Annotated in this window: 22 protein-coding genes, 1 tRNA gene and 1 pseudogene; 15 read left to right on the forward strand and 9 right to left on the reverse strand. The window is 70.0% G+C overall.

All coding sequences use genetic code 11. From position 1 onward, the window contains the following. Positions 1-488: 488 nt before the first annotated feature. Together MTDSW087_RS30445 and MTDSW087_RS24975 are read right to left on the reverse strand one after the other, a co-directional pair. Complete coding sequence (locus tag MTDSW087_RS30445; RefSeq protein WP_186383993.1) at positions 489-635, reverse strand: hypothetical protein; 147 nt, start codon at positions 633-635, stop codon at positions 489-491. Positions 636-1,078: 443 nt separating this feature from the next. Further along, positions 1,079-1,591, reverse strand: a complete 513-nt coding sequence (locus MTDSW087_RS24975) for a hypothetical protein (RefSeq protein ID WP_144767716.1) — start codon at positions 1,589-1,591, stop codon at positions 1,079-1,081. A gap of 402 nt (positions 1,592-1,993) precedes the next feature. Here MTDSW087_RS24975 and MTDSW087_RS24980 point away from each other — a divergent pair, with 402 nt between their 5' ends. Continuing rightward, positions 1,994-2,527, forward strand: coding sequence for a hypothetical protein (locus tag MTDSW087_RS24980; protein ID WP_144767719.1), 534 nt, complete (start codon positions 1,994-1,996; stop codon positions 2,525-2,527). A 147-nt stretch (positions 2,528-2,674) separates the two neighbouring features. Beyond that, positions 2,675-3,421, forward strand: a complete 747-nt coding sequence (locus MTDSW087_RS24985) for a hypothetical protein (protein ID WP_144767721.1) — start codon at positions 2,675-2,677, stop codon at positions 3,419-3,421. A 300-nt stretch (positions 3,422-3,721) separates the two neighbouring features. Here MTDSW087_RS24985 and MTDSW087_RS24990 read toward each other — a convergent pair whose 3' ends face one another. Both MTDSW087_RS24990 and MTDSW087_RS31500 read right to left on the reverse strand, forming a co-directional pair. Continuing rightward, positions 3,722-4,648: a type II toxin-antitoxin system PemK/MazF family toxin gene (locus MTDSW087_RS24990; protein ID WP_238179503.1), complete on the reverse strand. Its 927-nt coding sequence runs from the start codon at positions 4,646-4,648 to the stop codon at positions 3,722-3,724. Between the two features lie 185 nt (positions 4,649-4,833). Then, positions 4,834-5,166: a helix-turn-helix domain-containing protein gene (locus MTDSW087_RS31500; protein ID WP_144767724.1), complete on the reverse strand. Its 333-nt coding sequence runs from the start codon at positions 5,164-5,166 to the stop codon at positions 4,834-4,836. A 174-nt stretch (positions 5,167-5,340) separates the two neighbouring features. Here MTDSW087_RS31500 and MTDSW087_RS31505 point away from each other — a divergent pair, with 174 nt between their 5' ends. From MTDSW087_RS31505 to MTDSW087_RS25030, 7 genes are all read left to right on the forward strand, one after another. Next, positions 5,341-5,946 carry an 8-oxoguanine DNA glycosylase gene (locus MTDSW087_RS31505; RefSeq protein ID WP_017484367.1) on the forward strand — a complete coding sequence of 202 codons (606 nt, stop codon included), beginning with the start codon at positions 5,341-5,343 and terminating at the stop codon, positions 5,944-5,946. Between the two features lie 61 nt (positions 5,947-6,007). After that, positions 6,008-6,409, forward strand: a complete 402-nt coding sequence (locus MTDSW087_RS25005; RefSeq protein WP_096486562.1) for a hypothetical protein — start codon at positions 6,008-6,010, stop codon at positions 6,407-6,409. Continuing rightward, positions 6,406-7,599 (forward strand): nucleoside 2-deoxyribosyltransferase, encoded by a 1,194-nt coding sequence (locus tag MTDSW087_RS25010; protein WP_144767727.1) that lies wholly within the window; start codon positions 6,406-6,408, stop codon positions 7,597-7,599. Before MTDSW087_RS25005 ends, MTDSW087_RS25010 begins: the two co-directional genes overlap by 4 nt. Beyond that, on the forward strand, positions 7,596-8,240 hold the full coding sequence (locus MTDSW087_RS25015) for a 7-cyano-7-deazaguanine synthase (RefSeq protein WP_144767731.1): 645 nt from the start codon (positions 7,596-7,598) through the stop codon (positions 8,238-8,240). Before MTDSW087_RS25010 ends, MTDSW087_RS25015 begins: the two co-directional genes overlap by 4 nt. A 48-nt stretch (positions 8,241-8,288) precedes the next feature. After that, positions 8,289-8,597 (forward strand): hypothetical protein, encoded by a 309-nt coding sequence (locus MTDSW087_RS25020; RefSeq protein ID WP_244948403.1) that lies wholly within the window; start codon positions 8,289-8,291, stop codon positions 8,595-8,597. Then, a complete protein-coding gene (locus MTDSW087_RS25025; protein ID WP_144767736.1) occupies positions 8,594-9,781 on the forward strand; it encodes a carbohydrate kinase family protein in 1,188 nt (395 codons plus the stop codon). The genes MTDSW087_RS25020 and MTDSW087_RS25025 overlap by 4 nt, the downstream gene beginning before the upstream one ends. Positions 9,782-9,953: 172 nt before the next feature. Then, the gene (locus MTDSW087_RS25030; protein ID WP_144767738.1) at positions 9,954-10,583 is read left to right on the forward strand and encodes an FRG domain-containing protein; all 630 of its coding nucleotides are present in this window, start codon (positions 9,954-9,956) and stop codon (positions 10,581-10,583) included. Between the two features lie 295 nt (positions 10,584-10,878). Here MTDSW087_RS25030 and MTDSW087_RS25035 read toward each other — a convergent pair. Continuing rightward, a tRNA-Ala gene (locus MTDSW087_RS25035) sits at positions 10,879-10,954 on the reverse strand. Between the two features lie 122 nt (positions 10,955-11,076). Here MTDSW087_RS25035 and MTDSW087_RS25040 point away from each other — a divergent pair. Further along, positions 11,077-11,379, forward strand: a complete 303-nt coding sequence (locus MTDSW087_RS25040) for a YggT family protein (protein WP_144767740.1) — start codon at positions 11,077-11,079, stop codon at positions 11,377-11,379. Between the two features lie 25 nt (positions 11,380-11,404). Then, entirely contained in the window at positions 11,405-12,448 is a 1,044-nt protein-coding gene (locus MTDSW087_RS25045; RefSeq protein WP_144767742.1) for a MaoC family dehydratase, read from the forward strand. A 45-nt stretch (positions 12,449-12,493) separates the two neighbouring features. Here the strand turns inward: MTDSW087_RS25045 and MTDSW087_RS25050 are convergent, their stop codons facing one another. Both MTDSW087_RS25050 and MTDSW087_RS25055 read right to left on the reverse strand, forming a co-directional pair. Further along, positions 12,494-13,033 (reverse strand): PAS domain-containing protein, encoded by a 540-nt coding sequence (locus MTDSW087_RS25050; protein ID WP_144767744.1) that lies wholly within the window; start codon positions 13,031-13,033, stop codon positions 12,494-12,496. Between the two features lie 87 nt (positions 13,034-13,120). Then, positions 13,121-13,684, reverse strand: a complete 564-nt coding sequence (locus MTDSW087_RS25055) for a L,D-transpeptidase (protein WP_144767746.1) — start codon at positions 13,682-13,684, stop codon at positions 13,121-13,123. A 301-nt stretch (positions 13,685-13,985) separates the two neighbouring features. Here MTDSW087_RS25055 and MTDSW087_RS25060 point away from each other — a divergent pair, with 301 nt between their 5' ends. From MTDSW087_RS25060 to MTDSW087_RS25070, 3 genes are all read left to right on the forward strand, one after another. Then, positions 13,986-14,342, forward strand: coding sequence for a hypothetical protein (locus MTDSW087_RS25060; protein WP_144767748.1), 357 nt, complete (start codon positions 13,986-13,988; stop codon positions 14,340-14,342). A gap of 378 nt (positions 14,343-14,720) precedes the next feature. Continuing rightward, positions 14,721-15,950 carry an efflux RND transporter periplasmic adaptor subunit gene (locus MTDSW087_RS25065; RefSeq protein ID WP_238179506.1) on the forward strand — a complete coding sequence of 410 codons (1,230 nt, stop codon included), beginning with the start codon at positions 14,721-14,723 and terminating at the stop codon, positions 15,948-15,950. Between the two features lie 13 nt (positions 15,951-15,963). Next, positions 15,964-19,131 (forward strand): multidrug efflux RND transporter permease subunit, encoded by a 3,168-nt coding sequence (locus tag MTDSW087_RS25070; RefSeq protein WP_144767752.1) that lies wholly within the window; start codon positions 15,964-15,966, stop codon positions 19,129-19,131. Positions 19,132-19,506: 375 nt separating this feature from the next. Here MTDSW087_RS25070 and MTDSW087_RS25075 read toward each other — a convergent pair whose 3' ends face one another. After that, positions 19,507-20,562 (reverse strand): SDR family oxidoreductase, encoded by a 1,056-nt coding sequence (locus tag MTDSW087_RS25075; protein ID WP_144767754.1) that lies wholly within the window; start codon positions 20,560-20,562, stop codon positions 19,507-19,509. A 46-nt stretch (positions 20,563-20,608) separates the two neighbouring features. Here MTDSW087_RS25075 and MTDSW087_RS25080 point away from each other — a divergent pair, with 46 nt between their 5' ends. Next, positions 20,609-21,070 carry a MerR family transcriptional regulator gene (locus tag MTDSW087_RS25080; protein WP_210248310.1) on the forward strand — a complete coding sequence of 154 codons (462 nt, stop codon included), beginning with the start codon at positions 20,609-20,611 and terminating at the stop codon, positions 21,068-21,070. A 192-nt stretch (positions 21,071-21,262) separates the two neighbouring features. Here the strand turns inward: MTDSW087_RS25080 and MTDSW087_RS25085 are convergent. Next, positions 21,263-21,345, reverse strand: a pseudogene (locus MTDSW087_RS25085) (IS5/IS1182 family transposase); the annotation flags it as partial.

The raw sequence follows: 21,345 nt of genomic DNA on the forward strand, positions 1-21,345 counted from the left end.
TTTGGTCGAGAACGCTTCCACCGTGCCGACGGAAGCGTTTAACAGGTCCGCGCGGCGCATGCGACCTACCCGTCACTACTGCAGTCTGCTCCGCGGCGGCGGTGTGAATTGGGCGGCCAGGACGGAAGGCCGTGCATAATTCGACGGAAGGCGACGATGAGCTCGCCGTGGCCACAGCCCCGCTCCTCCGGAGGCGCTGCCTCGGCGTGACATCCTGTCTCGGAAGCCGTCACCCGTTCGGCCGACCATCGTTCCGAGGCCGGGCGCGGTCACCACGCGACGGCAGACCGCGCGCGGGCGAGTTTCGGCACCATGCGGTTGAGACGGCTGGAGCGGTCGAGGCATTACAGCATCGCCGCAGGCGTCCGTAACGGCAGGTCGAGGACGGCGGCCCCGCACGGCAGATCGACCGTCAGTCCTCGCACCGGCTCTCAGGATGTATGACGCTTGACAGTGCCAAGCTTGATCCCAAACGGCCGCAACGAGCCTCAGATCCCATTTTCCACGTCGCCGTTCGCCAGCACCGGCGTCTTGCATCTGTCCAGTAGGGGTCGCAGTTCCATTGTCCGGCGCGCCGCGCCATGCACTTGCAGAAACCAGCCAGTGCGCAGCATCTGGGTGATCCCGAACTCCATCGCGGGCGGTCTCGTGGGCCATCGCCCCGCGGGCGCCATGCACGTCCATGCACACGACGTGGAACACTGCGACGTCGGTCTTAGCCCACTAGCGCCCGTCTCGTGTCAACTGCCGATCAGAGGCAGGCCGAGCCCCCCCAGCGCCGCCGCCGTGGTACGCCCGACATTGGCTTCTCTGACGACGCCGTCGTCCTCGTCGACGACGGCTGCGCAGGTCCCAAGCCAGCGAGGCGTCGAGACCGGCATAGCAGCGCTTGAGCCATGCCCGTACGTCGGTCGCGAGCGGAACCCGGCAGACCGGCCGGCCATCTCGGCAGCTTGCCACGATCCACGGCTCGGGGAAGGCTGGCGATGGCCCGGTCACCTGATCCAAGTCGTGACCGATCCGCCCGAAACCGCTGCTCCCCCCCGGGCGACGTGACCTGTACGTCGGAGTCCTTCGATCAGCGTGGTCGATCCGGCGGAAGTGGAAACCGCTGCGGCACCTCCCGCGACCGTCGCTTATGGTCCAGGAGATCCAGGGCCCAATCCGGCCTCGGCGCGACGGATGCCTCGTACAATTCACGGTATGCTTCAGGTGTCAGCCAAGTGCCGACGGGATGACGTCCGGTCAGGCGCAGGAAGGCGCTCAGCGATAGGCAAACTGGCGGCGGCAGGCCGACGACGGTCTGGAGAGCGCAGCTGGAACTCTTGCTGCGCTGTCCCACGATACGCTTGTTGATGAGGCTCATGGCCCCGGCCCGGGCATCCGGGCCGACGAGTTCCTCGTCGAGCGGCGTGGGCGTGCCGGGCGTCTCAAGCGCCGAAAGCAACTCGCTCCAGGACTGCCACCCCCACGCCAACGCGACGACCTGTCGAGCGGTCGCCTCGGCGATAGGCTGCCGGACATTGGCGAGTTGCGCGCGCAGGGCGTGCACCTTGCGGCTTGCGAAGAAGATCGAGGACGGGCGGAACATCGCGGACCATGGGACTGCGTACGGTGAGCCAATGGATTCAGCTCGCTACTGAGCGGTCAAGGCAAGGCCGCGTCCGAAGCTGCTTCGGGTCGCCCAGACCAGGACGAGGTCCGGCTGGAAAGACGCCTTGCCCCTTCACCGCCGCCGCCCAGGCGGCGACTTGCTCCGCGACCTGGGCGCCTGCTCCGTCGCCGAGCGCGGGAGCGGTCGGGTACGTTGTCGCCTTCCCCACGTCGACGGCCGACCCACGTCCACCAGGATCTCTGCAATCCGCCGTGGCCATCCCTCCGCCGTGACGCGAAACTCTCTGTGGATAAATCGCGTCGCCTCGAACTCCGCTTAGATATCCATGTGGACGTGTAACCGTCGGAGGTTAGTGTGGCGCAACGGAGGTACGGCACCATGGGCGACTCGGATTGGGCGGCGGAGCGGGCTGAGGAATACTGGCGGCTCCACGCGGAGCCCGTGCTCAAGCGCGTCGTCACCGACGCCTTCCTGTCCGGAACGGCGGTCGTGCCCCCTGCCTTGGCGAACTGGCTGGCATCGGCGCCCATCGGGCGCGGTGCCGAGGCTGTCACGCCGCCTCCATCCCCGGAGCCTGCGCAGCGGGTGCCGCAAAGCGCCAAGGAGGTCGCGGCACCGCAAGCCGGTCCTCGGCCCAAGAGGTCCCCCCGCCCGCTCAAGGGGGTGAGCGCCGCTGCGTACGATCTCCTCAAGCGCGCAGGCATGCCCCTGACATCCCGGGAGCTGCTCGGACAGCTGAGGGACTGGGACGGGGGCGAGCGGACCGAGGCGCGCGACAATTCCCTCCTGGCCGCGATGCGGCGGCTTCGCAAGGCCGGTTGGGTCGACTTCGACGGGACGCATTACAGCCCGTCGGCGAAGAAGCCCCGCAGCAAAGGCAGGTCCGGTCCCGCCGGGCCGGGTCGGGACTGATCGCCCGCCCATGGCAAGGCGAATCCATCGCCTCGCAGATCGGCTCCCTGCGCAGGAAGGCAGGGCGCTGGCGGAGATCGAGACCCGGCAAGTCCGCGGCCAACCGACCGTTCGACCATCCAACGCAAACATGGACTCGGAGCGCACATGACCACCTCGTTCGGCGACGCGCGTCGCCTGCACGTCCTGTCTCTCGTCGCCCTGCTCTCGGTCGTGACGCCGCCGCGCAGCCGGGCCGCCGACGGAACCATGAGCGAGCACGAGATCGCTCCCGGCATGGTCATCCGCGGCTTGGTCACCGCGGCGGGCGCGCGGGCCTTTCGCCTGATCGTGCGGGGAACGCTCGTTGCCTCCTTGACCGCAAGGGATGGGGCGCCGCCGACCGGGTACTGCCTCGTTGGAGAGTGGTTGTCCGTGCTGGAGGCACTGGCTGCGCCATGGCGCGCGTTCGCCGGCGAGACCTCGACGCGGAACTTCGGACCGCCGCGCCGGTCGCATTCCGAGCGCTCACCCTTCGTCGCACGGTTCCCGGCGCGCCAAGTCCGCCTCACGGGCCGGAAGCTCGTTCGGTTCCTCGCCGAGTGCACCGCTTCCCTTGGAGCGAAGGACTCGATGCGCGGCGATGAGATCGCCCTCGTCGTCGGCACGCCGGAGACCCAAGTTCGGATCGCGTGCAGCGGTGCCGAACTTCACGTCCTGGTCCATCGAGAGCGGCGCTTGGTCATGGCCGGCACCCTGTCGCGCCTCGACCTGAGCCGGCCCGGGCGCACGCGCTGCTGCATCGGTCGCCAGTGGCTGCCCGAGTTGTTGGATTGGTTCTGGGCCGTGTCCGACGATGTCGATCCTGCAGACCTCGTTCGGTTCTGCCAGGCTGCCGCCTCGGATCGGCCATAGCCCGCGTCGGCCGAGGGCGCCGACGCCCGGATGCAGGGCCGGCCCTCGCCAGGCTTAAGCTCTCGCCTCTCGTGCCGTGACGTGTGCCAAGAGGGAGTGCAGCGTGGGTGTACGGCGGTCGTTGTGCGTTCGAAGCGCATGCCGCCAACGAAAAAGCCCCGCCTGAGCGGGGCTTTCGTTTGAGGGGAATACCCGCAGGCAAACCCCGACCTCCGATGGCGAGCATCTTCGGTCAGCTGAAAAGACGGTGTAGCCCGCCTCCAGCGAGTGAGAGGGATATCGCATATCCGCCTCGCCGGGTCAATGATCGAGGCCCAGCACGGTTCCGAGGAGCGCTCGGATGCCGGCGAGCTCGGCGGGCGAGATGGACGGCTGCGCCGGGCGGCGGTTCACGTTGACCTGCCACAGCCGGACCAGGGAAACGGTGTAGATGTGGTCGCAGACGGCCCAAACCGGGTCGGTCTGGTGGAAGAAGGGGTACGTGCCCGGCTCGAACCGGAAATGGTGGGTGTTGTTCTCCCGGGGCGGGCTCTTGCTCACCGGCACCACCGTGCAGCGCCCGGCGGCGCCGGCCGAGCGCGAGGACACGACGATCGCCCGCCGCTCCTTCTGCATCTCCGGCTTCACGAGGTAGGTGAAATCGCACATCACGACCCGGCCGGGGCTCGGAGCGTGCGGAACCGGCCGCCTGACCTCGGCCGTGCGGCGCGTGACGACCGAACCTTCCAGCGTCGCCAGGAACGCGTCCGCCTTCGCGGCGGCGATGCCGCCGCGAACCAGCGCCGTCTTCAGCTTGGTCCGCTCATACTGCGCGGTGGCCTTCTCCGACAGGAAGCAGTGGCGCAACGCGCTGGCCACGGCTTCCGCGGCCTCTTCGGCGAAGCCTCCCTCGCACAGCCGGTCGAGGCAAGCCTCGCCGTTGAAGCGGGTATCGGGATGCCGGGAAATCTCCATCAATCCACCGACGGCGAGCGCCTCGCCCTGGGCGAAGCCGAGATCCGTCATGGCCTTGAACATGCGAAAGGCGTGGGGCACCCCGAGACAAATGCTCCTGCCGATGGGAAGGCGATGGCGTAGCCCGGGCGACGTCGCGTCGGGCAGGCCGAGGGCAAGCCGATCCGTTCGAAGTCGGCAAACACCTCGGCCGACGCCGTAACCGCACGCCGGACCATTGTCATCCCACGCCGAAGGGGCCGCATGCCGCCGGCGCCCGGGCGCCGCGATCATGCCGGGGCCTGCCCGCCGTGGATGCATTCGTTTGAGCGACCAGGCCCTGGGGCAGGCGGCACCCGCGCTCGTCATCGAGGCGCCGGGTCCCGCCGCCCTGGCGCGCCACCTCGGCCTGCTCCCGGGGCACGTTCCATCCGACGTCGAGAACGACGGTCCCGACCTTGCCGCACCGCCCGGTGCCGCTATTCGTTTTCATTCAACAGTGCCACCGCGGCCTCCAGGAGCGCTCGGAACGCGACCGACTGCCCTGCAGCCGCCTCCACGCGCCGCGTCAGGTCCGAGGAAGCCGCGGGATCCTCCGACGGGTGCGCACCGATGAACCGAACCGCGGCGAGATGCAGCCCGGGTCTAGGCTCATGTTGCCCAGCCAACAGCTTCGATACGGTCGCCTGGCTCGCGCCGAGGATCTTGGCAAGGGCAGCCTGCGTAAGCCCGCGCTCTCGACGCGCGCGACCGAGGGCAATCGCCAGCGCATGCGCATCCCCGCCGTCAGCCGCCCGCTTGCTTCCGCTCATGAAGTCAATAAAATCGAATTGAAACGAATAATCAAGGCGCGCAGGATGCAGGCTCAGACATCCGGAAGGCCGCGGTCGGTCGCGGCGATTCCCGCGGACCCCGAGGCCGAATTGATGCCGGGGGTGCGGTGGGGGCGCCCGGAATGGGTGCCGAGTGCCGCGTTCTGGGCTTTCATGGTCGGTCGGGCCAGCGAGCCGGTCGACGGGTTCGTGGGGCGGGAGGTCAGCCTGGCCCACGAGATCGGCTTCTGTCTGCTCGGGGGCTACGGCATCACGGCCGAAGTCAACCACGCGGTCCATCGCGCGCTCGCCGCGGATGGGATCTTCGAGCCTGGCCGTCGTCCCGGGGCCGATGAGATCGAGGCCCTCCTGCGCAGGCCGGTCCGCATCGGCGAAAGGTCGGTGCGCTACCGCTTCCCGAAGCAGAGGGCGGGCAGGCTCGCCGACGCGCTGACGCTCATCGAGACCGATCCTCCGCCGTCGAGCGACGCCCTGGCCTTCCGACGCCACCTGATGCGCCTGCCCGGCGTCGGTCCGAAGACCGCCTCGTGGGTCACCCGGAACTGGCTGGGCTCGGACGAGGTCGCCATCCTCGACATTCACATCATCCGTGCAGGCCTCCTGATCGGCCTGTTCGAGCGGCCGATCCGCCTCCCGCGGGATTACGAGGCGCTCGAACGGCGCTTCCTGCAGTTCTGCGTGGCCCTGGACGCGAAGCCGTCGCTGGTCGATGCCGTCATGTGGCGGGCGATGCGCAACATCGGCCGGGGACCGGTTTGACCGGCGACGGCGGAGGCCGATAAGACATCAGGTCTCCTTCACCAGTGGCCGGGCAAGCGGGATGTCGGGGGGCAGCAAGAAGAGTTCGGGCCGCCGCCTGGTCGCGCCGGCCGGTGCAGGGCCGGGAGCGCCGGGCTCGACCGCCGGATCGGAGGGCGGGAACGCGCCGACGGGCTCGCCCTGCGACCTCAGTTACGACGTCGAACTGACCGGGGTCCGGGCCGACGTCGTCGCCGTCGTGCGCATCGGCGACGTCCTGGACGTCGCGCTGCACAGGGCGGGTGCGTTCGAGACCGCCGTGTGCCGTACCCGCCCCGCCGGGCAGGTGGTCGGCACGCTGGCGAACGTCGAAGGCCTCGACGAACTTCTCGGTTGCCTGCGCACCCACCACCGCTACGCGGCGACCGTGACGCAGGTCGGCCGCCTCCTCTGTCGCGTCGCCATCGCACCGGTGCTGGGTTGATCGTCGCCGGAGGCTCCTACCTGGAGATCTGCGAGATCCCGCGCTGGCGGCGGCTGTTCGGTTCGGGCGGCCGTGCCGCCGCGGCGGTCGGGCAGCTCTCGCCGGGCAGCAGCCTTCACACCTATGCCTTCGCAGGCTGGGCCCGCGACGTCGAGAGCTCGATGCACGCCTGCGGGGTGACGGCGACGGTAATGCCCATCGCCGAGGAGATCAGCTTCGGCTACTTCCATGCCCTTTCGCCGGCCACGTTGCGGCCCGCCGCGCCGACGCGACACCCTGCCCTCTCGGTCGAGGGGCGGGTCGTGCTGCGTTTCGGCTTCGTGGAGGGCGACGCGGTCGTGTCCTCGGAGCGGGCGGTCCACGACCCGCAGGGCGACGACGTTGTCCCGTTCCGCGCCAACGGGTCCCGGGCCGAGGCCCTGGCCGTAGTCCTGAACCAGGGGGAGGCGGAGGGGGCGACGGGCGAGGAGGGGCCGGCCGCAGGCGAGGCCGTTCTCGCCCTGCACGCGGCCGACGTGGTCGTGGTCAAGCGTGGCTGCTCGGGCGCGACCGTCCACCGGCCTGGTCGCGACCCCGTCGCGGTGCCCGCTTATCGATCCGCCCGTGTGTTCAAGATCGGCTCGGGCGACGTCTTCAGCGCCGCCTTCGCGCATCACTGGGGCGAGCGCGGTCTGGACGCCGCGGCGGCGGCCGACCTGGCGTCGCGCGCGGTCCACCATTTCGTCGACACGCGCTCGCTGCCGCTGCCCGCGGCCTCCGACCCCGCCGACCCCGCCGACCAGGCGCTCGCACCCGTGGGCGGGGAGCCCGGCCGCGTCTATCTCGCGGCCCCGTTCTTCCACATCGCCCAACGCTGGCTCGTCGAGGAGGCACGGGACCGGCTGCACGCCCTCGGCGCGTCTGTCTTCTCGCCGTTGCACGACGTGGGCACGGGGGGCGGCGCCGTCGCCCTCGCCACCGCCGACCTCGCGGGGCTCGACGGCTGCCAAGCCGTGCTCGCCCTGCTCGACGGGGCGGACCCGGGCTCGATCTTCGAGGTTGGACATGCGCGGGCGCGCGGCATCCCCGTGGTCGTGCTGGCCGAACGCCTCGACGAGCATCACCTGACCATGCTGGCCGGCACCGGCTGCGAGGTCGTCGACGATTTCGCCTCCGCCCTCTATCGGGTTGTGTGGGCTTCGCTGCGATGAAGGTTCTGCTGTTTTCCGGCGGTCTCGATTCGACCGCCCTCGCTTGGTGGCAGAGGCCGGACGCCTGCCTGTTCGTCGATTACGGCCAGCGGCCGGCGGCGGGCGAAAGGGCTGCCGCGACGTCCATCGCGGCCGAGTTCGGGCTGCGGCTCGAAACGCTTCAGGTCGACCTGTCCGCGCTTGGCCTCGGCCCCCTGGCCGGCGGGGAGCCCGCCGCGCTCGCGCGTGCCCCCGAATGGTGGCCCTACCGCAACCAGATCCTGGTCACCCTGGCAGGCATGCGCTTCGTCGCGGAAGGCCTGTCGGAGATCCTCATCGGAACGGTGGCGACCGATGTCCACGCCGACGGACGCGCCCCGTTCCTGCGGACGCTCGACCGCCTGATGCGGCTCCAGGAGGGTGGGGTGCGCGTCGTGGCGCCCGCACGCCACCTGAGCGGGCCGGCCCTTCTCGCGGCGTCCGGCCTTCCCGCCTCGGCGCTCGGTGCGACATTCTCCTGTCACGTCATGGAATATGCCTGCGGGCGGTGCCGCGGATGCGAGAAGCATCGCGAGACCTTGCGGTCGTTCGGCCTGCGGTCCGACGCGAAGGCATCCCGCGCGGCCCCGGACCGACCGGACGCGGCGCGGGCGGAGGGCTGACGAATGGGCGGAGGGCTTCCACCCAAACGCCGCCGCATGCCGTACGGCATGGGACAGGTCCGGACAGGGTCCGACGAGTGCGACCTGACCTTCACGGTCGACCTGATCGGTGTCCGCCGCGACGCCACGCGCGGCCTGCAGGCCGGGGACGTGTTGGAGGTAGACCTCGTGGCCGGCGCGGGCGCCAGCACCGCAGTCTGCCGCACCACCGACGGGGCGACCGTCGGCGCCCTCGCCGCGTTCCGCGGCCTCGTGAGCCTGCTCGGCTGCCTCGGCCAGGGGGTGCGGTTCGAGGCCCTCATCGAGGATGTCGGCGCGACGCGCTGCACCGTTACGGTCACGAGAGCCGAGGCGTGAACGTCGTCGGCGGCACATATTTCGAGAGCTGCGCGTTCCCCGCCTGGGCCGGCCTGTTCGGTTCGGGCGCACGCGCCGCCATGGCGGTGAGCGCGTTGTCCCCGGGCACTCGCCTGAGCACGTATGCGTACGCCGAGTCGGCCGGCGACCTCCGGGCGACCATGGCCGCCTTCGAGGTCGAGACGGACATCGTCGCCATCGGGGAGCGGCTCGAATTCGAGTATTGGCATCCCCTTCGCAAGAGCTGGGTTCCCGAGGCCGGCCGGCGCTACGCCGACCTGGCCGTCACCGGCGACGTCGTGCTCGGGTTCGGCATGCTGGAGGGCACGGCCCGGCTCACGGCCGGCCGGGCGGTCTACGACCCGCGCTCCGCCGACCCCGCGTCCTCCTTCGTGCGTTCCGGCTCGCGGGCGACGGAGCAACTCGCCTACGTGGTGCAGGATGCCGACTTGGTCCGGCTCGGGCCGCTCCCGGACCCGCGCGACGCCGCGACCGGCGTCATGGCCCGCGAGGGCGCCACGCTCGTCGTGTCGCGCCACGCATTCGGCGGTGCCACGGTGTACCGGGGCGACGCCCCCGGCATCCCGGTGCCGGCGTACGCCGCCCGCCGCTGGTTCAGGATCGGGGCCGGCGACGTCTTCTGCGCGGCCTTCGCGCATTATTGGGGCGAGCGTGGCCTCGACGCCGTGGGGGCGGCCGACCTCGCGTCCCGCTGCGTGGCGTGGTTCAACGACGGGGCTCGGTTGCCGCTGCCTCCGCCGGAGGAGCTCGAAGGGATGGAGGCGGTGCCCGGGCGCCCAGCGTCGGGTTGCCGGGTCTACCTGTCCGGACCGCGCCGGACCATGGCCCAAAGATGGCTCTTCGACGAGGCGGCCGCTTACCTCGACGCGCTCGGGTTCAGGACGGAGACGGCGTTCGCGGACGACGGCCCCCGCTCACCCACGCGAGCGAATTGGCCGCCCCGGCCCCGCGTGCCCCATTCGGCCCTCCTCGCCCTGGGTGACGTCGCCGACCTCGGGACGAACCTTCACGTCGGCTATGCGCAAGCCAACGGCATGCCGGTGGTGCTGCTCGCCGAGACGGCCTCCGGCGGGGATTTGACGATGTTCTCGGGAAGCGGCTGCGAGGTGACGCACGATCTCGCCACGGCGCTCTACCGGACGTGTATGGCATGCCTGCGGTGACCGGCGGCCGGGAGGGCACCCGTTGAGGCCGCCACGGTTTCCACCCGCCCCGGCGCGCCCGCGGGCGCCTGAGCGCACGCCGTCCCCGCCCGGACCATCGGGGTCCGGCGATGGAGAGGGCGGGCCGGCGCAGGAGCGCTGGCAGGCGTTCCACGCCTTCCTGGCGGCACGCATGAACTCACGATGGGTGTTCCGCGGCTGCGCGTCGAAGGCCTTCGAGTGCAAGCCCAGCGCCGGCCGGGGCGCCGAGTTCGACCCGCGCCACGAACGGCAACTGTTCCAGGATTTCAAGCGCGAGGCCAGGCTGCACGTCGCGATGCCCGGGGCGACGGATTGGGACTGGTTGGCGCTGGGTCAGCACTACGGTCTCCCGACCCGCTTGCTCGACTGGACGACCAATCCGCTCATTGCCTGCTTCTTCGCCGTTGCCAGCCAGCCCGCGAACGAGGACGCCATCGTGTACGCGCACCCGCTTGGCGGCAGTTCCATGATCGACCCCGAGCGGGGTCCCGGCCCCTTCGAGATCGCCGAGGTCGGCTTCCTGCTGCCCTCCGCCCTGGCGCCCCGCATCGCGAGCCAGAAGGGCCTATTCTCGGCCCACCCCGATCCGGCCTCGGCGTGGACGCCGCCCGGCATGGCGGAGAATAGCTTCGTGATCCCGCGGGACACCCGCGCGGTCTTCCAGCGCAACCTGTTCCAGCTCGGCGTGGATGCGGCCCACATCTGGGCCAGCCTCGAAGGCGTCTGCCTCTCGCTGACGTGGCAGTACCGCCTCCGCATCGGGCTCGGCGCGGCCTTGTAGCCCCCGCCGCTCGGAATCCTTGGAGCATCCGGTCCGGACGGCGGCGGTCCCGCCAAGCCGGTGCAGGCTTCGACATTCACCGGCCGGCGCGCCCTCTACCAACGTGCACGGCGTAGGTCAGGCACACCGAGGCTTGCCCGCCGTCGCCGCGCGGGGGTGGCGTGGATATCCTGTCGAAAACCGGACCACGCCTGGGATTTAGCGAAGCAGCAGCGTGGGAGGAATTGGGATTTATCCGGGAGCTACCACTCCCCAAGTCCTTGATGCCACACACCAATTTTCAAGCGAAAGTTGGTGGTGGAGCTGAGGGGATTCGAACCCCTGACCTCCGCAGTGCGATTGCGGCGCTCTCCCATCTGAGCTACAGCCCCGTCCGGGGACGCGGGCCTTTTAGGCTCGCGCGGCTCAGCCTGTCAATTCCCGTTTCAAGCCTTTATGCGCTGCCCGTGCGGGCACTGGCGCCCGCGTCGATTCGAGGACTCCGAACCCGCGCATGTACGCCCTCCTCTGGCTTTTCGACACGGTGGTGCAGCTCTTCATCTACGTGCTCATCGCGAGCGCGGTGCTGAGCTGGCTGGTCGCCTTCAACGTGGTCAACGTGCGCAACCCCATCGTCGCCCAGATCGGCGAGGTGCTCTACCGCGTCACCGAGCCGGTGCTGCGGCCGATCCGCAACCTCCTGCCGAACCTCGGCGGCGTGGACATCTCGCCCATCATCCTCATCCTGCTCTTGCTCTTCGTCAGCCGCCTGCTGCACGAGTTCATCCCGCCGCAGACGCTGGTCTACACGCGCTGAGACAGGCCCCGAGGAAACGCCCCCCATGAAGACCAATCCCGGCCGCTTCTTCGAGGATTACCGCCTCGGCGAGACCATCCGGCACGCCACGCCCCGCACGGTCACCACCGGCGACGTGGCGCTCTACACCGCGCTCTACGGGCCGCGCTTCGCCGTGCAATCCTCGGACGCCTTCGCCCGGGCGCTGGGGCTTCCGCGGAGCCCGCTCGACGACCTGCTCACCTTCCACGTGGTGTTCGGCAAGACCGTGCCGGACATCTCCCTCAACGCCGTGGCCAATCTCGGCTACGCGGAGGGCGGCTTCCGCCGCCCGGTCTATCCGGGCGAGACCCTCTCCACCGTCTCCGAGGTGATCGGCCTCAAGGAGAGCTCGAACCGGCAGACGGGCGTCGTCTACGTGCGCTCGGTCGGCTCTGACGAGAAGGGCGAGACCGTGCTCAGCTATTGCCGCTGGGTCCTCGTGCGCAAGCGCGACCCCGAGGCGGTGATCGGCGAAGAGCACGTGCCGAGCCTCGCCAGGGTCGTCGACCCGCGCGACCTCGCGGGCGCCCTGCCCCGGCTCGACGTCTCGGCCTACGATCTCGACCTCGCCGGGAGCCCGCACCGCTTCGGCGACTATGCCCGGGGCGAGCGCATCGACCATGTCGACGGCATGACCGTGGAGGAGGCCGAGCACCAGATCGCCACGCGCCTGTTCCAGAACACCGCCAAGGTGCATTTCGACAATCACGCCGCCAAGGACACCCGCTTCGGCCGGCGCCTGATCTATGGCGGCCACGTCATCTCGCTGGCGCGCGCGCTCAGCTTCAACGGGCTCGCCAACGCCTTCGCGCTTGCCGGCATCAATGCCGGGCGGCACGTGGCGCCGCTCTTCTCCGGCGACACCGTCTATGCCTGGAGCGAGGTGCTCGACACGGCCGATATCGGCCGCGACGATGTCGGCCTGCTGCGCCTGCGCACGGTCGCGACCAAGAACCAGCCCTGCGGCGCCCATCCGGACAAGCAGGGCGAGGGCTACGACCCGGCCGTGATCCTCGACCTCGACTACTGGGCCTTCATGCCGAAGTGAGGGCCGCGCGGCTCCGCCCGGCCGTATCGGCCCGGGCGGGGTCCGTCAGTTCAGGCTGCCGTCCACGCCGTCCTGCGTGCGGGCGAGCGCCCGCCCGATCCGCAGCAGCGCCTCGCGGATCGGCGGCAGCACCTCCTTGGCCCCGTCCGCGTCGATCAGCGCGTGCGCGTAGAGGAGATGGTCGGCCACCCGCTCCAGCACCGTGCCCTGGGGCGCGTCCGGCGGCGGGGGCGGCTGGTAGCGCCCGACCGCGCCGGTGGCCGCCTGGGCCGGATCGGGCTCCGTCTCGCTGATCGAGCCGAAGAAGCCGAGGAAGGTGGTGTTCGGCGGCCCGAAGGAGGGCACCGCCCCCGCATGGACCCAGATCGGCGCGCCGGCCGCCGTGCACAGCCGGTAGCGGAGCGAGAACTCCACCCGCAGCCGCGTCGCCTCGGCGAGGATGGCGCGCGCCGTCTCGCGGTCGTCCGCGTGGACGCGGGCGAGCCAGCCGTCTCCGGTCGCCTCGGCCGGGGCCTGGCCCGTGACCCGGGTCCAGTCCGGGCTCGTGAAGGTCGCTAGGCCGGACGCGTCGGTCACGAAGATCATGCGCGATCATGCACGGCCCGGAGCCGATGCACATTCACCTACGATAGGACCGGCCACGCTTGCCGGTCCCATCCGCCGATCCCGGGCTCAGTCCCGGACGACCACCTTGGTGCCGACCTTCACGCGGTCATAGAGGTCGACCACGTCCTTGTTGGTCATGCGGATGCAGCCCGAGGACACGGCCGCGCCCATGGTCTCGGGCTCGTTCGAGCCGTGGATCCGGTAGAGCGAGGAGCCGAGATAGAGGGCGCGCGCGCCGAGCGGGTTGTCCTGGCCGCCGGCCATGTAGCGCGGCAGGTCGGGGCGGCGGGCGAGCATCTGGGCCGGCGGGCGCCAGGCCGGCCATTCCTTCCTCATGGTGACGGTCTTCACGCCCGACCAGGAGAAGCCCTGCCGGCCGACGCCGACGCCGTAGCGGATCGCCGCGCCGCCGCCGAGCACGTAGTAGAGCCGGCGCTGGCTCGTCGAGACGACGATGGTGCCGGGCTTCTCCTTCCCCGACCAGGCCACGGTCTCCCGTGGGATCGCCTGCGTCCTGAAGATGTTCATGAAATCGGCGAGCGGCCCGCTGTCGAGGGGGCCGGCCAGGGCCGGGCTCGCGCCGAGGCCGAGCCCGGCCGCCAGGGCGAGCACGGCGATGCGCTTCGTCATGGTTCTGGTCTCCTGTCAGATCCGTCCGTCCGACAAGCCCAGCATTTGCGGCGGCTTCGGGCCCGGACGCCGCCGCCGAGCGTCCTGCACGATGCCTGTGGGATCTGCGCAACAGCCCTCTTGACGGGAGTATGAATTTCTGGGCGCGTACCGGAAGCCGCGGATCGACAAGGGAAAATACTTTCTTTCCTCGGCCCGGAATGGTTCCGTCATCCCCAGGACAGGGGGCCTGACAGGATGTCGCAGGCGATTGCGCTGCACCACGCCGAACCCCTATTCTCAAGCCGTGCCCTTCGGACCCGTGACCCTCACGGCGGCCCGCGCCCGTCGTTCCGTGCATCCTGCCGCGTTGCTGTCGCTGCTCGCGACGCTGGCGCTGCTGCTGCTCGCCGGGCTGCCGGCCACCGCCGATGCCGAGATCCGGCCGAACCGCCCCTGCGCCGCTGCGAAGGTGCGCGACACCGCCTGCCCGGCCCAGCGCTTCGCCCTCCAGATCACCCTCGACGTGGACGAGCCGGCCGGCGAGCGGAGCGGCTTCGTGGCCGCGGGTGCCGCATCGGTCGCCCGGGAGCCGCGCCCCGCCTTCCGCCGCAGCGCCGACCCCCTGCCCCGCCCTGCCGCGGGCAGCGCGCCCGAGCGCCCGCCCAGGATCGCCTGAGCGGCCCCGGCCGGCATCGCGGACGGCTCCGAAGGCCTCACGTCTTCGGGTTGCCACCATCGTCGCCGATACCGTCCGGGTCGACCGCCGCGTCCGACCGCGCCGCCCGCTTATGATGGCGGCGACGCGCCCGGCCCGCGCGGAAGCCTCTCGCGAAACGCCCCCCGCGCCGTCCCGGCCGGCGGGCGCCCTCCCGGTGACCGGGAGGTCCGTGCGAGGCTTCGAGCCGCGGGTCCGGCCGAGCCCGCTCGGCCGCATCGGGGCGCGATCCCGAGACCCCCGGATGGCCGCGCCCGTCGCGCCCGGCCCTCCCGATCCGTGATGCGTGTCTCCAGGAGCGCCGTGACCGTGACCCTTCGCCCCCTCCCCGCCCGTCGCCTGCGCAGCGCGGTCCGGTGGCCCGCCGCGACGCTGATCGGCGCCGCGCTCGTCGCCCTGTCGGCCTGCAACCAGCGCCAGGCTGCGGCCCCGGTGCCCCCGCCGCCGCCCGAGGTCGGCGTGATCACGGTGGCGCCGCAGCCGATCCCTTATCTGCGCGACCTGCCCGGCCGCGTCGCGCCGACCCGGATCGCCGAGGTGCGCTCGCGCGTCTCCGGGCTCGTGATCAAGCGGCTGTTCGAGCAGGGCTCGGCGGTGAAGGAGGGCGACGTCCTCTACAAGATCGACCCCGCCCCCTACGAGGTCGACCTCGCCAGCGCCGAGGCGACGCTCGCCCGCCAGGAGGCGGCGCTCGCGCTCGCCAACCAGCAGGCCGAGCGCCTGGAGACCCTGCTCGCCCGCAACACCGCGAGCCAGGCGCAGTACGACACCGCCTACGCGGCCAAGAAGCAGGCCGAGGCCGAGGTGGCCGGCGCCAAGGCGGCGCGCGACCGGGCCAAGCTCAACCTGAGCTGGACCGACGTGCGCGCGCCGATCTCCGGCCGTATCGGCCGGGCGCTGCTCACCGAGGGCACCCTGATCGAGCAGGGCTCCACGGGCGTGCTCGCCACGATCCAGCAGCTCGACCCGATCTACGTGGACATCACCCAGTCCGTCGGCGAATTGAACAAGCTGCGCCGGGACCTCGCCAGCGGCGAACTCTCGAAGCTCGAGAACGACGCCGCCAACGTCCACCTGATCATGGACGACGGCAGCCTCTACCCGCTGGCCGGCCGGCTCCTGTTCTCGGACGTCACCGCCGATCCGAGCACCGGCCAGGTCACGCTGCGCGTGCTGATCCCGAACCCGAACGACGAGCTGTTCCCGGGCATGTATGTCCGCGCCCGGATCAAGCAGGGCATCGATTCCGACGCCATCGCCGTGCCGCAGCAGGCGGTCCAGCGCACCGCCGACGGCAAGCCCGAGGTCTGGGTGGTGAAGGAGGGCGACACGGTGATGCTGCAGCCCGTCGAGGTCGGCCCCGTGGTCGGCCAGGACTGGCTGATCCGCGAGGGCCTCAAGGCCGGCGAGCGCGTCGTCGTCGAGGGCTTCCAGAAGATCACCGCCGGCATCCAGGTGAAGCCGATGGACCGCACGGTCCCGCACGAATCGGAGACCGGCAAGCCGCACGATCCCGACGAGGCCGGCGACGGCGAGGCCAAGCGCCAAGCCGCCTCCCAGGTCCGCTGAGGAGGCGCAGCACGTGGCACGCTTCTTCATCGACCGGCCGGTCTTCGCCTGGGTCGTCGCCCTGTTCATCATCCTCGGGGGCGCGCTCTCGATCCCGCTCCTGCCGGTGGCGCAGTACCCGGTGATCGCGCCGCCCCAGATCGCCCTCTCCACCGCCTTCCCGGGCGCCTCCGTGGAGAGCCTCTACACGGGCACGACCCGTCTCATCGAGGACGAGCTCAACGGCGCGGCCAACATCCTGAGCTTCGAATCGACCACCGACTCGTTCGGCTCGATCAACATCACCGCGACCTTCCAGCCGGGCACCGACCCGGCGCTCGCCTCGGTGGAGGTGCAGAACCGCCTGAAGCGCGTGGAGGCCCGCCTGCCGGCGGAGGTGCGCCAGAACGGCATCCTGGTGGAGGAGGCCTCCGCCGCGACCCTCAACATCATCACCCTGGTCTCGACCGACGGGAAGATGGACGAGATCGGGCTCGGCGACTTCCTGATCCGCAACGTCATCAACGAGATCCGCCGCATCCCCGGCGTCGGGCGCGCCACGCTCTACTCGACGGAGCGCTCGCTCCGCGTCTGGGTCGACCCGGACAAGCTGCGCGGCCTCTCGCTGACGCCGGAGGACGTCACCGAGGCGATCCGCAACCAGAACATCCAGATCGCCTCGGGCGCCATCGGCGCGCAGCCGAGCCCGAACAAGCAGACCATCACCGCGCCGATCATCGTGAAGGGCCAGCTCAACACGGTGGAGGATTTCGGGGCGATCGTGCTCCGGGCCAACCCGGACGGCTCGAACGTGCGCCTGCGCGACGTGGCGCGGATCGAGCTCGGCGGCGACGCCTACCAGTTCTCGACGCGGCTCAACGGCGGCGAGGCGGCCGGCATCTCGGTGACGCTGGCGCCGGACGGCAACGCGCTGGAGACCGCCAAGGCGATCCGCGCCAAGATGGAGGAACTGGCCCAGTTCTTCCCGCCGGGCCTGAAATGGGACATCCCCTACGACATCACGCCCGCCGTGAAGGCCTCGATCAAGAAGGTCATGATGACCCTCGTCGAGGCGGTGGTGCTGGTCTTCGTGGTGATGTTCCTGTTCCTGCAGAACATCCGCTACACCCTGATCCCGACCATCGTCGTGCCGATCGCCCTGATGGGCACGGTCACGGTGATGCTGCTCGCCGGCTTCTCGATCAACGTGCTCACCATGTTCGGCATGGTGCTGGCCATCGGCATCCTGGTCGACGATGCCATCGTGGTGGTCGAGAACGTCGAGCGCATCATGAACGAGGAGGGCCTCCACCCGAAGGAGGCCACCCGCAAGGCCATGGACCAGATCACGGGCGCCATCATCGGCATCACGCTGGTGCTGGTGGCGGTGTTCATCCCGATGGCCTTCTTCCCCGGCTCGGTCGGCATCATCTACCGGCAGTTCTCGATCGCGATGGTCACCTCCATCGCCTTCTCGGCCCTGCTGGCGCTGACGCTCACGCCGGCGCTCTGCGCGACGCTGCTCAAGCCCGTCGCGAAGGGCCACGGCCACGCCAAGGGCGGCGTCTTCGGCTGGTTCAACCGGATCGTGGACCGCGAGACCGCGCGCTACGGGCGCGGCACTCAATGGTTCATCAAGAAGTCCGGCCGGGTGATGGTGATCTACCTCGTCCTCGTCGCCGGAACGGCCTTCGCCTTCCTGCGCCTGCCCGAGGGCTTCCTGCCGGTGGAGGACCAGGGCTTCTTCACGGTCGACATCCAGACCCCGCCCGGCGCCTCGTTCAACCGGACGCAGGCCGCGGTGCGGAAGGTGGAGGAGCACCTGATGGCGCAGCCGGGCGTGGCGACGGTGACCATGCTCAACGGCTTCTCGTTCTCGGGCCAGGGGCCGAACCTCTCCCAGGCCTTCGTGACGCTGAAGCCCTGGAGCGAGCGCGACGCCAAGAACTCGGCCGCCGCGCTGGTCGAGGGCACCAACAAGGCGCTCGGCGGCTACCGCGACGCGATCGTGGACGCGCAGGAGCCGCCGCCGGTGGACAATCTCGGCAATGCGGCGGGCTTCTCCTTCCGCCTGCAGGACCGGGCGCAGCGCGGCTACTCGGCGCTGGCCGCGGCCGAGGCGCAGCTCCTCAAGCTCGCCCAGGCGAGCCCGATCCTGCAGAAGGTGAAGATCGAGGGCCTGCCGGCGACGCCCCAGGCGGAGCTGATCATCGACCGCGAGAAGGCGGCGGCGCTCGGCGTGAAGTTCGAGGACATCAACGCCACGATCCAGGTCAATCTCGGCTCGGTCTACGCCAACGACTTCCCGAACCGGGGCAAGATGCAGCGCGTCTACGTGCAGGCGGAGCAGCTGCAGCGCATGAGCACCGCCGACATCCTCAACTACGCGGTGAAGAACAGCCAGGGCACCATGGTGCCGCTCTCCTCCTTCGCGGAGGTGAAGTGGGGCATGGGGCCGGCCCAGATCGTCGGCTTCAACGGCTACCAGGCGGTGCGCTTCACCGGCGAGCCGGCGGCCGGCTACACCTCGGGCGACGCGATCGACGAGATGGAGCGGCTGATGACGCAGCTCCCCAAGGGCTTCGGCTACACCTGGACCGGCCAGTCCCTCCAGGAGAAGCAGGCCGGCTCCCAGGCCTCGCTGCTCCTGGCCCTCTCGGTGCTGATCGTGTTCCTCTGCCTCGCGGCGCTCTACGAGAGCTGGGCGATCCCGTTCTCGGTGCTGCTGGTGATCCCGCTCGGCGTGATCGGCTCGGTGGCGGCCGTCTATCTCCGGGGCATGCCCAACGACGTCTACTTCAAGATCGGGCTGATCACGATCATCGGCCTCTCGGCCAAGAACGCGATCCTGATCGTGGAGTTCGCCCGCGACCTCTGGAAGCCCGGCACCAACATCGTCAACGCCACGATCCAGGCGGCGACGCTGCGGTTCCGCCCGATCGTGATGACCTCGCTCGCCTTCATCTTCGGCGTGGTGCCGCTCGCCATCGCGACCGGCGCCGCCTCGAAGAGCCAGCAGGCCATCGGCACCGGCGTGATGGGCGGCATGATCTCGGCCACCGTGCTGGCGGTGTTCTTCGTGCCGGTCTTCTTCGTGGTGGTGATGCGCCTGTTCCGCCGCAAGGACGTGGAGGCCGGCATGCGGGCCGAGCCCGATGCAGGCGTAGCCCCCGCCTCCCACCACGGCGTGCCGGCGGAGTGAGGCGCGGCGTGCGCGGACGCCGGGCCCTGGAACCGGTCCCAGCTTGATGGCTTCGGCTGGGGCAGCATGCCCCCCTCTTCCCGACCGATCCCGGGCTTGCCCGAGATCGGCAACGGGGAACCGATCCCGGGCAAGCCCGAGATCGGGGGCGCCTGTCGTACGAGAGCGTTATCCGGGGAGATGGTTGCCGGTTCCGCGAAAGAAAATGCGGCACAAGCAATGAGATAGAGCATCTTCTGTGATCCGACGATCATGGAAGATGCTCGAGGAGTTGCGCCGCGGCGTGGTCCGATCAGCCGAGCCCGCTCGAACGGGGCATCGGGACGACACCGCGCGAAAGCGGTCCCGGTGCCCGCCAAGCCGGGGTGATCCCACTCACCCCGGAACGAGGCCGTTTGCACGGAGCCAGTCCACTTCGTCGTGCAGCGTTTCGGCCACGGGACGGAAGCGCAGGCCGAGTTCGCGTTCGCCCTTGGCCGGATCGTAGCGCGAGCGCTCGTCCTCGGTGGCGATCGTGCGCACCATCGCCCAACTCAGCAGGACCGGGCGTCCCGTGAGCCGCGCATAGACCTCATGACCGGCGGCGAGCAGGCGCATCAGCCACAGCGGGATCCGGCGGCTCGGCGCCGGCACGCCCGTCGCGTGCGCGATCAATGGCAGAAGATCGGCCATCGTCATGTGACGGCCGGCTGCCAGATAGCGCTCGCCGCGTCGTCCCCTGTCGTTGGCCAGGATCATTGCTCGAGCGACATCGCGGGCATCGACCACCGAGAAGGAGCCGGGCGGCACGCCGGGCAGGCGCCCGAGGGCGACGTCGATGACCGTCTGCCCCGCCGAGGTCGGCCCGATATCGCCCGGCCCGTGCATCCAGCCGGGGAGGACCAGGGTGGCCCAGAAATCCGGATGCCTGTCGAGAAAGCCGAGCACGACGCGATCCGACAGGATCTTGCTGCGGTAATAGTCGTCCGCGTCGCGCTCGTCCCGCAACATCGTCTCGTCGATGACCTCGCTCCGAGCGCCATGCAGAACGGCGATGGAACTGGTGTGGACGAAGCGCCGCACGCCGGCGCGCCAAGCGTGATCGATCAGATCGCGCGTCCCCTCGACATTGGCTGCGTAGAGCGCCTTCCAATGCCGCCCGCCCTTGTAGGAATCGCGGAAATAGGCGGCCGTATGGAATACGGTGTCGACACCCGCCAGGGCCGGCGCAAAGCTTGGAACATCCAGCATGTCGCCGCGTACGATGTCCAGGTCGAGGTCCGGGTCGAGGCCCGCAAATTGCTGCCGCGCCTTGTCCGGGGAGCGCACCAGCGCCCGCACCCGCCAGCCGTCCGCGATCAGTGCGCGCACCAGATTGTTGCCGAGAAGCCCTGTCGCTCCCGTCACGAAAGCCAGACGCTTGGTTCGCGACTGGCTCGGATCGTCTGCCATGAACTCGGCTCCACAATTGAGGAGCCTGACCCCATAAGGGTGGACCATGGTCCATGGTCAAGGGGTGATTGCGGTGCTGATCGGAGAGTTCGCGCAGAGGACTGGCCTCAGCCAGGACACCGTGCGCTTCTATGTTCGCAAAGGTCTGCTGTCGCCCCGGTCCGGCGCTCGGGGCGGTCGCAATCCCTATCAGATTTTCAGCGAGCGGGATGTTTCCACCGCGCTGATGATCCGCTTCGCGCAATCGCTGGGCATGCCGCTCAAGGAGATCGCCGACATCGCGAGCGAACTCCTCAGTGACGGGCTGTCGGCAGAGCGCGAGGTCGAGATCATCGACACGCAGGTCGCCAGGCTCGAACAGAAGGCCGCCGACCTCGCGAGATTGCTCGGCTATCTGCACGCCAAGCGTGACTGGATGATGCGTGGCAAGCCGGGTGACGAGCCCCGTTTTTCCGCGGACGGGCTTTGTCTCGCACCGATTGCGACGCGGACATGCGAGACGGGCTGAAGCCGAGCGCCGCCGGACGGACATCGTCGCCGTTTGCCTCGCCGAAGCGGCGCCCTCATGGATGGTTGAGCCCTGGGGCCGTGCCCGACCGCGTTGCAGTCGGGTACGGCCCCAAGTCCTTGTTTTGACGCGCTCTCTTCTCGCCGAACCGGTATCCACTTCGGCTTGAGAGCGCTCTAGGTCGCGGACTCATTAAGTTCGCAGCCAGACCCGCAGGGCTGCGAGCTTGACGCTGGCGAGGAAGTTGTCGGGGTCCTTGTCGTAGCGCGTGGCGA

It is taken from the genome of Methylobacterium dankookense (genome assembly GCF_902141855.1).
Lineage (GTDB): Bacteria > Pseudomonadota > Alphaproteobacteria > Rhizobiales > Beijerinckiaceae > Methylobacterium > Methylobacterium dankookense.

Coding starts and splice junctions, on each gene's coding strand:
- MTDSW087_RS25055 (WP_144767746.1), bottom strand. CDS start 13,684: ATGACGAAGCGCATCGCCGTGCTCGCCCTGGCGGCCGGGCTCGGCCTC.
- MTDSW087_RS24990 (WP_238179503.1), bottom strand. CDS start 4,648: ATGATCGCGGCGCCCGGGCGCCGGCGGCATGCGGCCCCTTCGGCGTGG.
- MTDSW087_RS30445 (WP_186383993.1), bottom strand. CDS start 635: ATGGAGTTCGGGATCACCCAGATGCTGCGCACTGGCTGGTTTCTGCAA.
- MTDSW087_RS25040 (WP_144767740.1), top strand. CDS start 11,077: ATGTACGCCCTCCTCTGGCTTTTCGACACGGTGGTGCAGCTCTTCATC.
- MTDSW087_RS25080 (WP_210248310.1), top strand. CDS start 20,609: ATGGTCCATGGTCAAGGGGTGATTGCGGTGCTGATCGGAGAGTTCGCG.
- MTDSW087_RS31505 (WP_017484367.1), top strand. CDS start 5,341: ATGGTCGGTCGGGCCAGCGAGCCGGTCGACGGGTTCGTGGGGCGGGAG.
- MTDSW087_RS31500 (WP_144767724.1), bottom strand. CDS start 5,166: ATGAGCGGAAGCAAGCGGGCGGCTGACGGCGGGGATGCGCATGCGCTG.
- MTDSW087_RS24985 (WP_144767721.1), top strand. CDS start 2,675: ATGACCACCTCGTTCGGCGACGCGCGTCGCCTGCACGTCCTGTCTCTC.
- MTDSW087_RS25015 (WP_144767731.1), top strand. CDS start 7,596: ATGAAGGTTCTGCTGTTTTCCGGCGGTCTCGATTCGACCGCCCTCGCT.
- MTDSW087_RS25005 (WP_096486562.1), top strand. CDS start 6,008: ATGTCGGGGGGCAGCAAGAAGAGTTCGGGCCGCCGCCTGGTCGCGCCG.
- MTDSW087_RS25050 (WP_144767744.1), bottom strand. CDS start 13,033: ATGATCTTCGTGACCGACGCGTCCGGCCTAGCGACCTTCACGAGCCCG.
- MTDSW087_RS24980 (WP_144767719.1), top strand. CDS start 1,994: ATGGGCGACTCGGATTGGGCGGCGGAGCGGGCTGAGGAATACTGGCGG.
- MTDSW087_RS25020 (WP_244948403.1), top strand. CDS start 8,289: ATGGGACAGGTCCGGACAGGGTCCGACGAGTGCGACCTGACCTTCACG.
- MTDSW087_RS25045 (WP_144767742.1), top strand. CDS start 11,405: ATGAAGACCAATCCCGGCCGCTTCTTCGAGGATTACCGCCTCGGCGAG.
- MTDSW087_RS25075 (WP_144767754.1), bottom strand. CDS start 20,562: ATGGCAGACGATCCGAGCCAGTCGCGAACCAAGCGTCTGGCTTTCGTG.
- MTDSW087_RS24975 (WP_144767716.1), bottom strand. CDS start 1,591: ATGTTCCGCCCGTCCTCGATCTTCTTCGCAAGCCGCAAGGTGCACGCC.
- MTDSW087_RS25030 (WP_144767738.1), top strand. CDS start 9,954: ATGAACTCACGATGGGTGTTCCGCGGCTGCGCGTCGAAGGCCTTCGAG.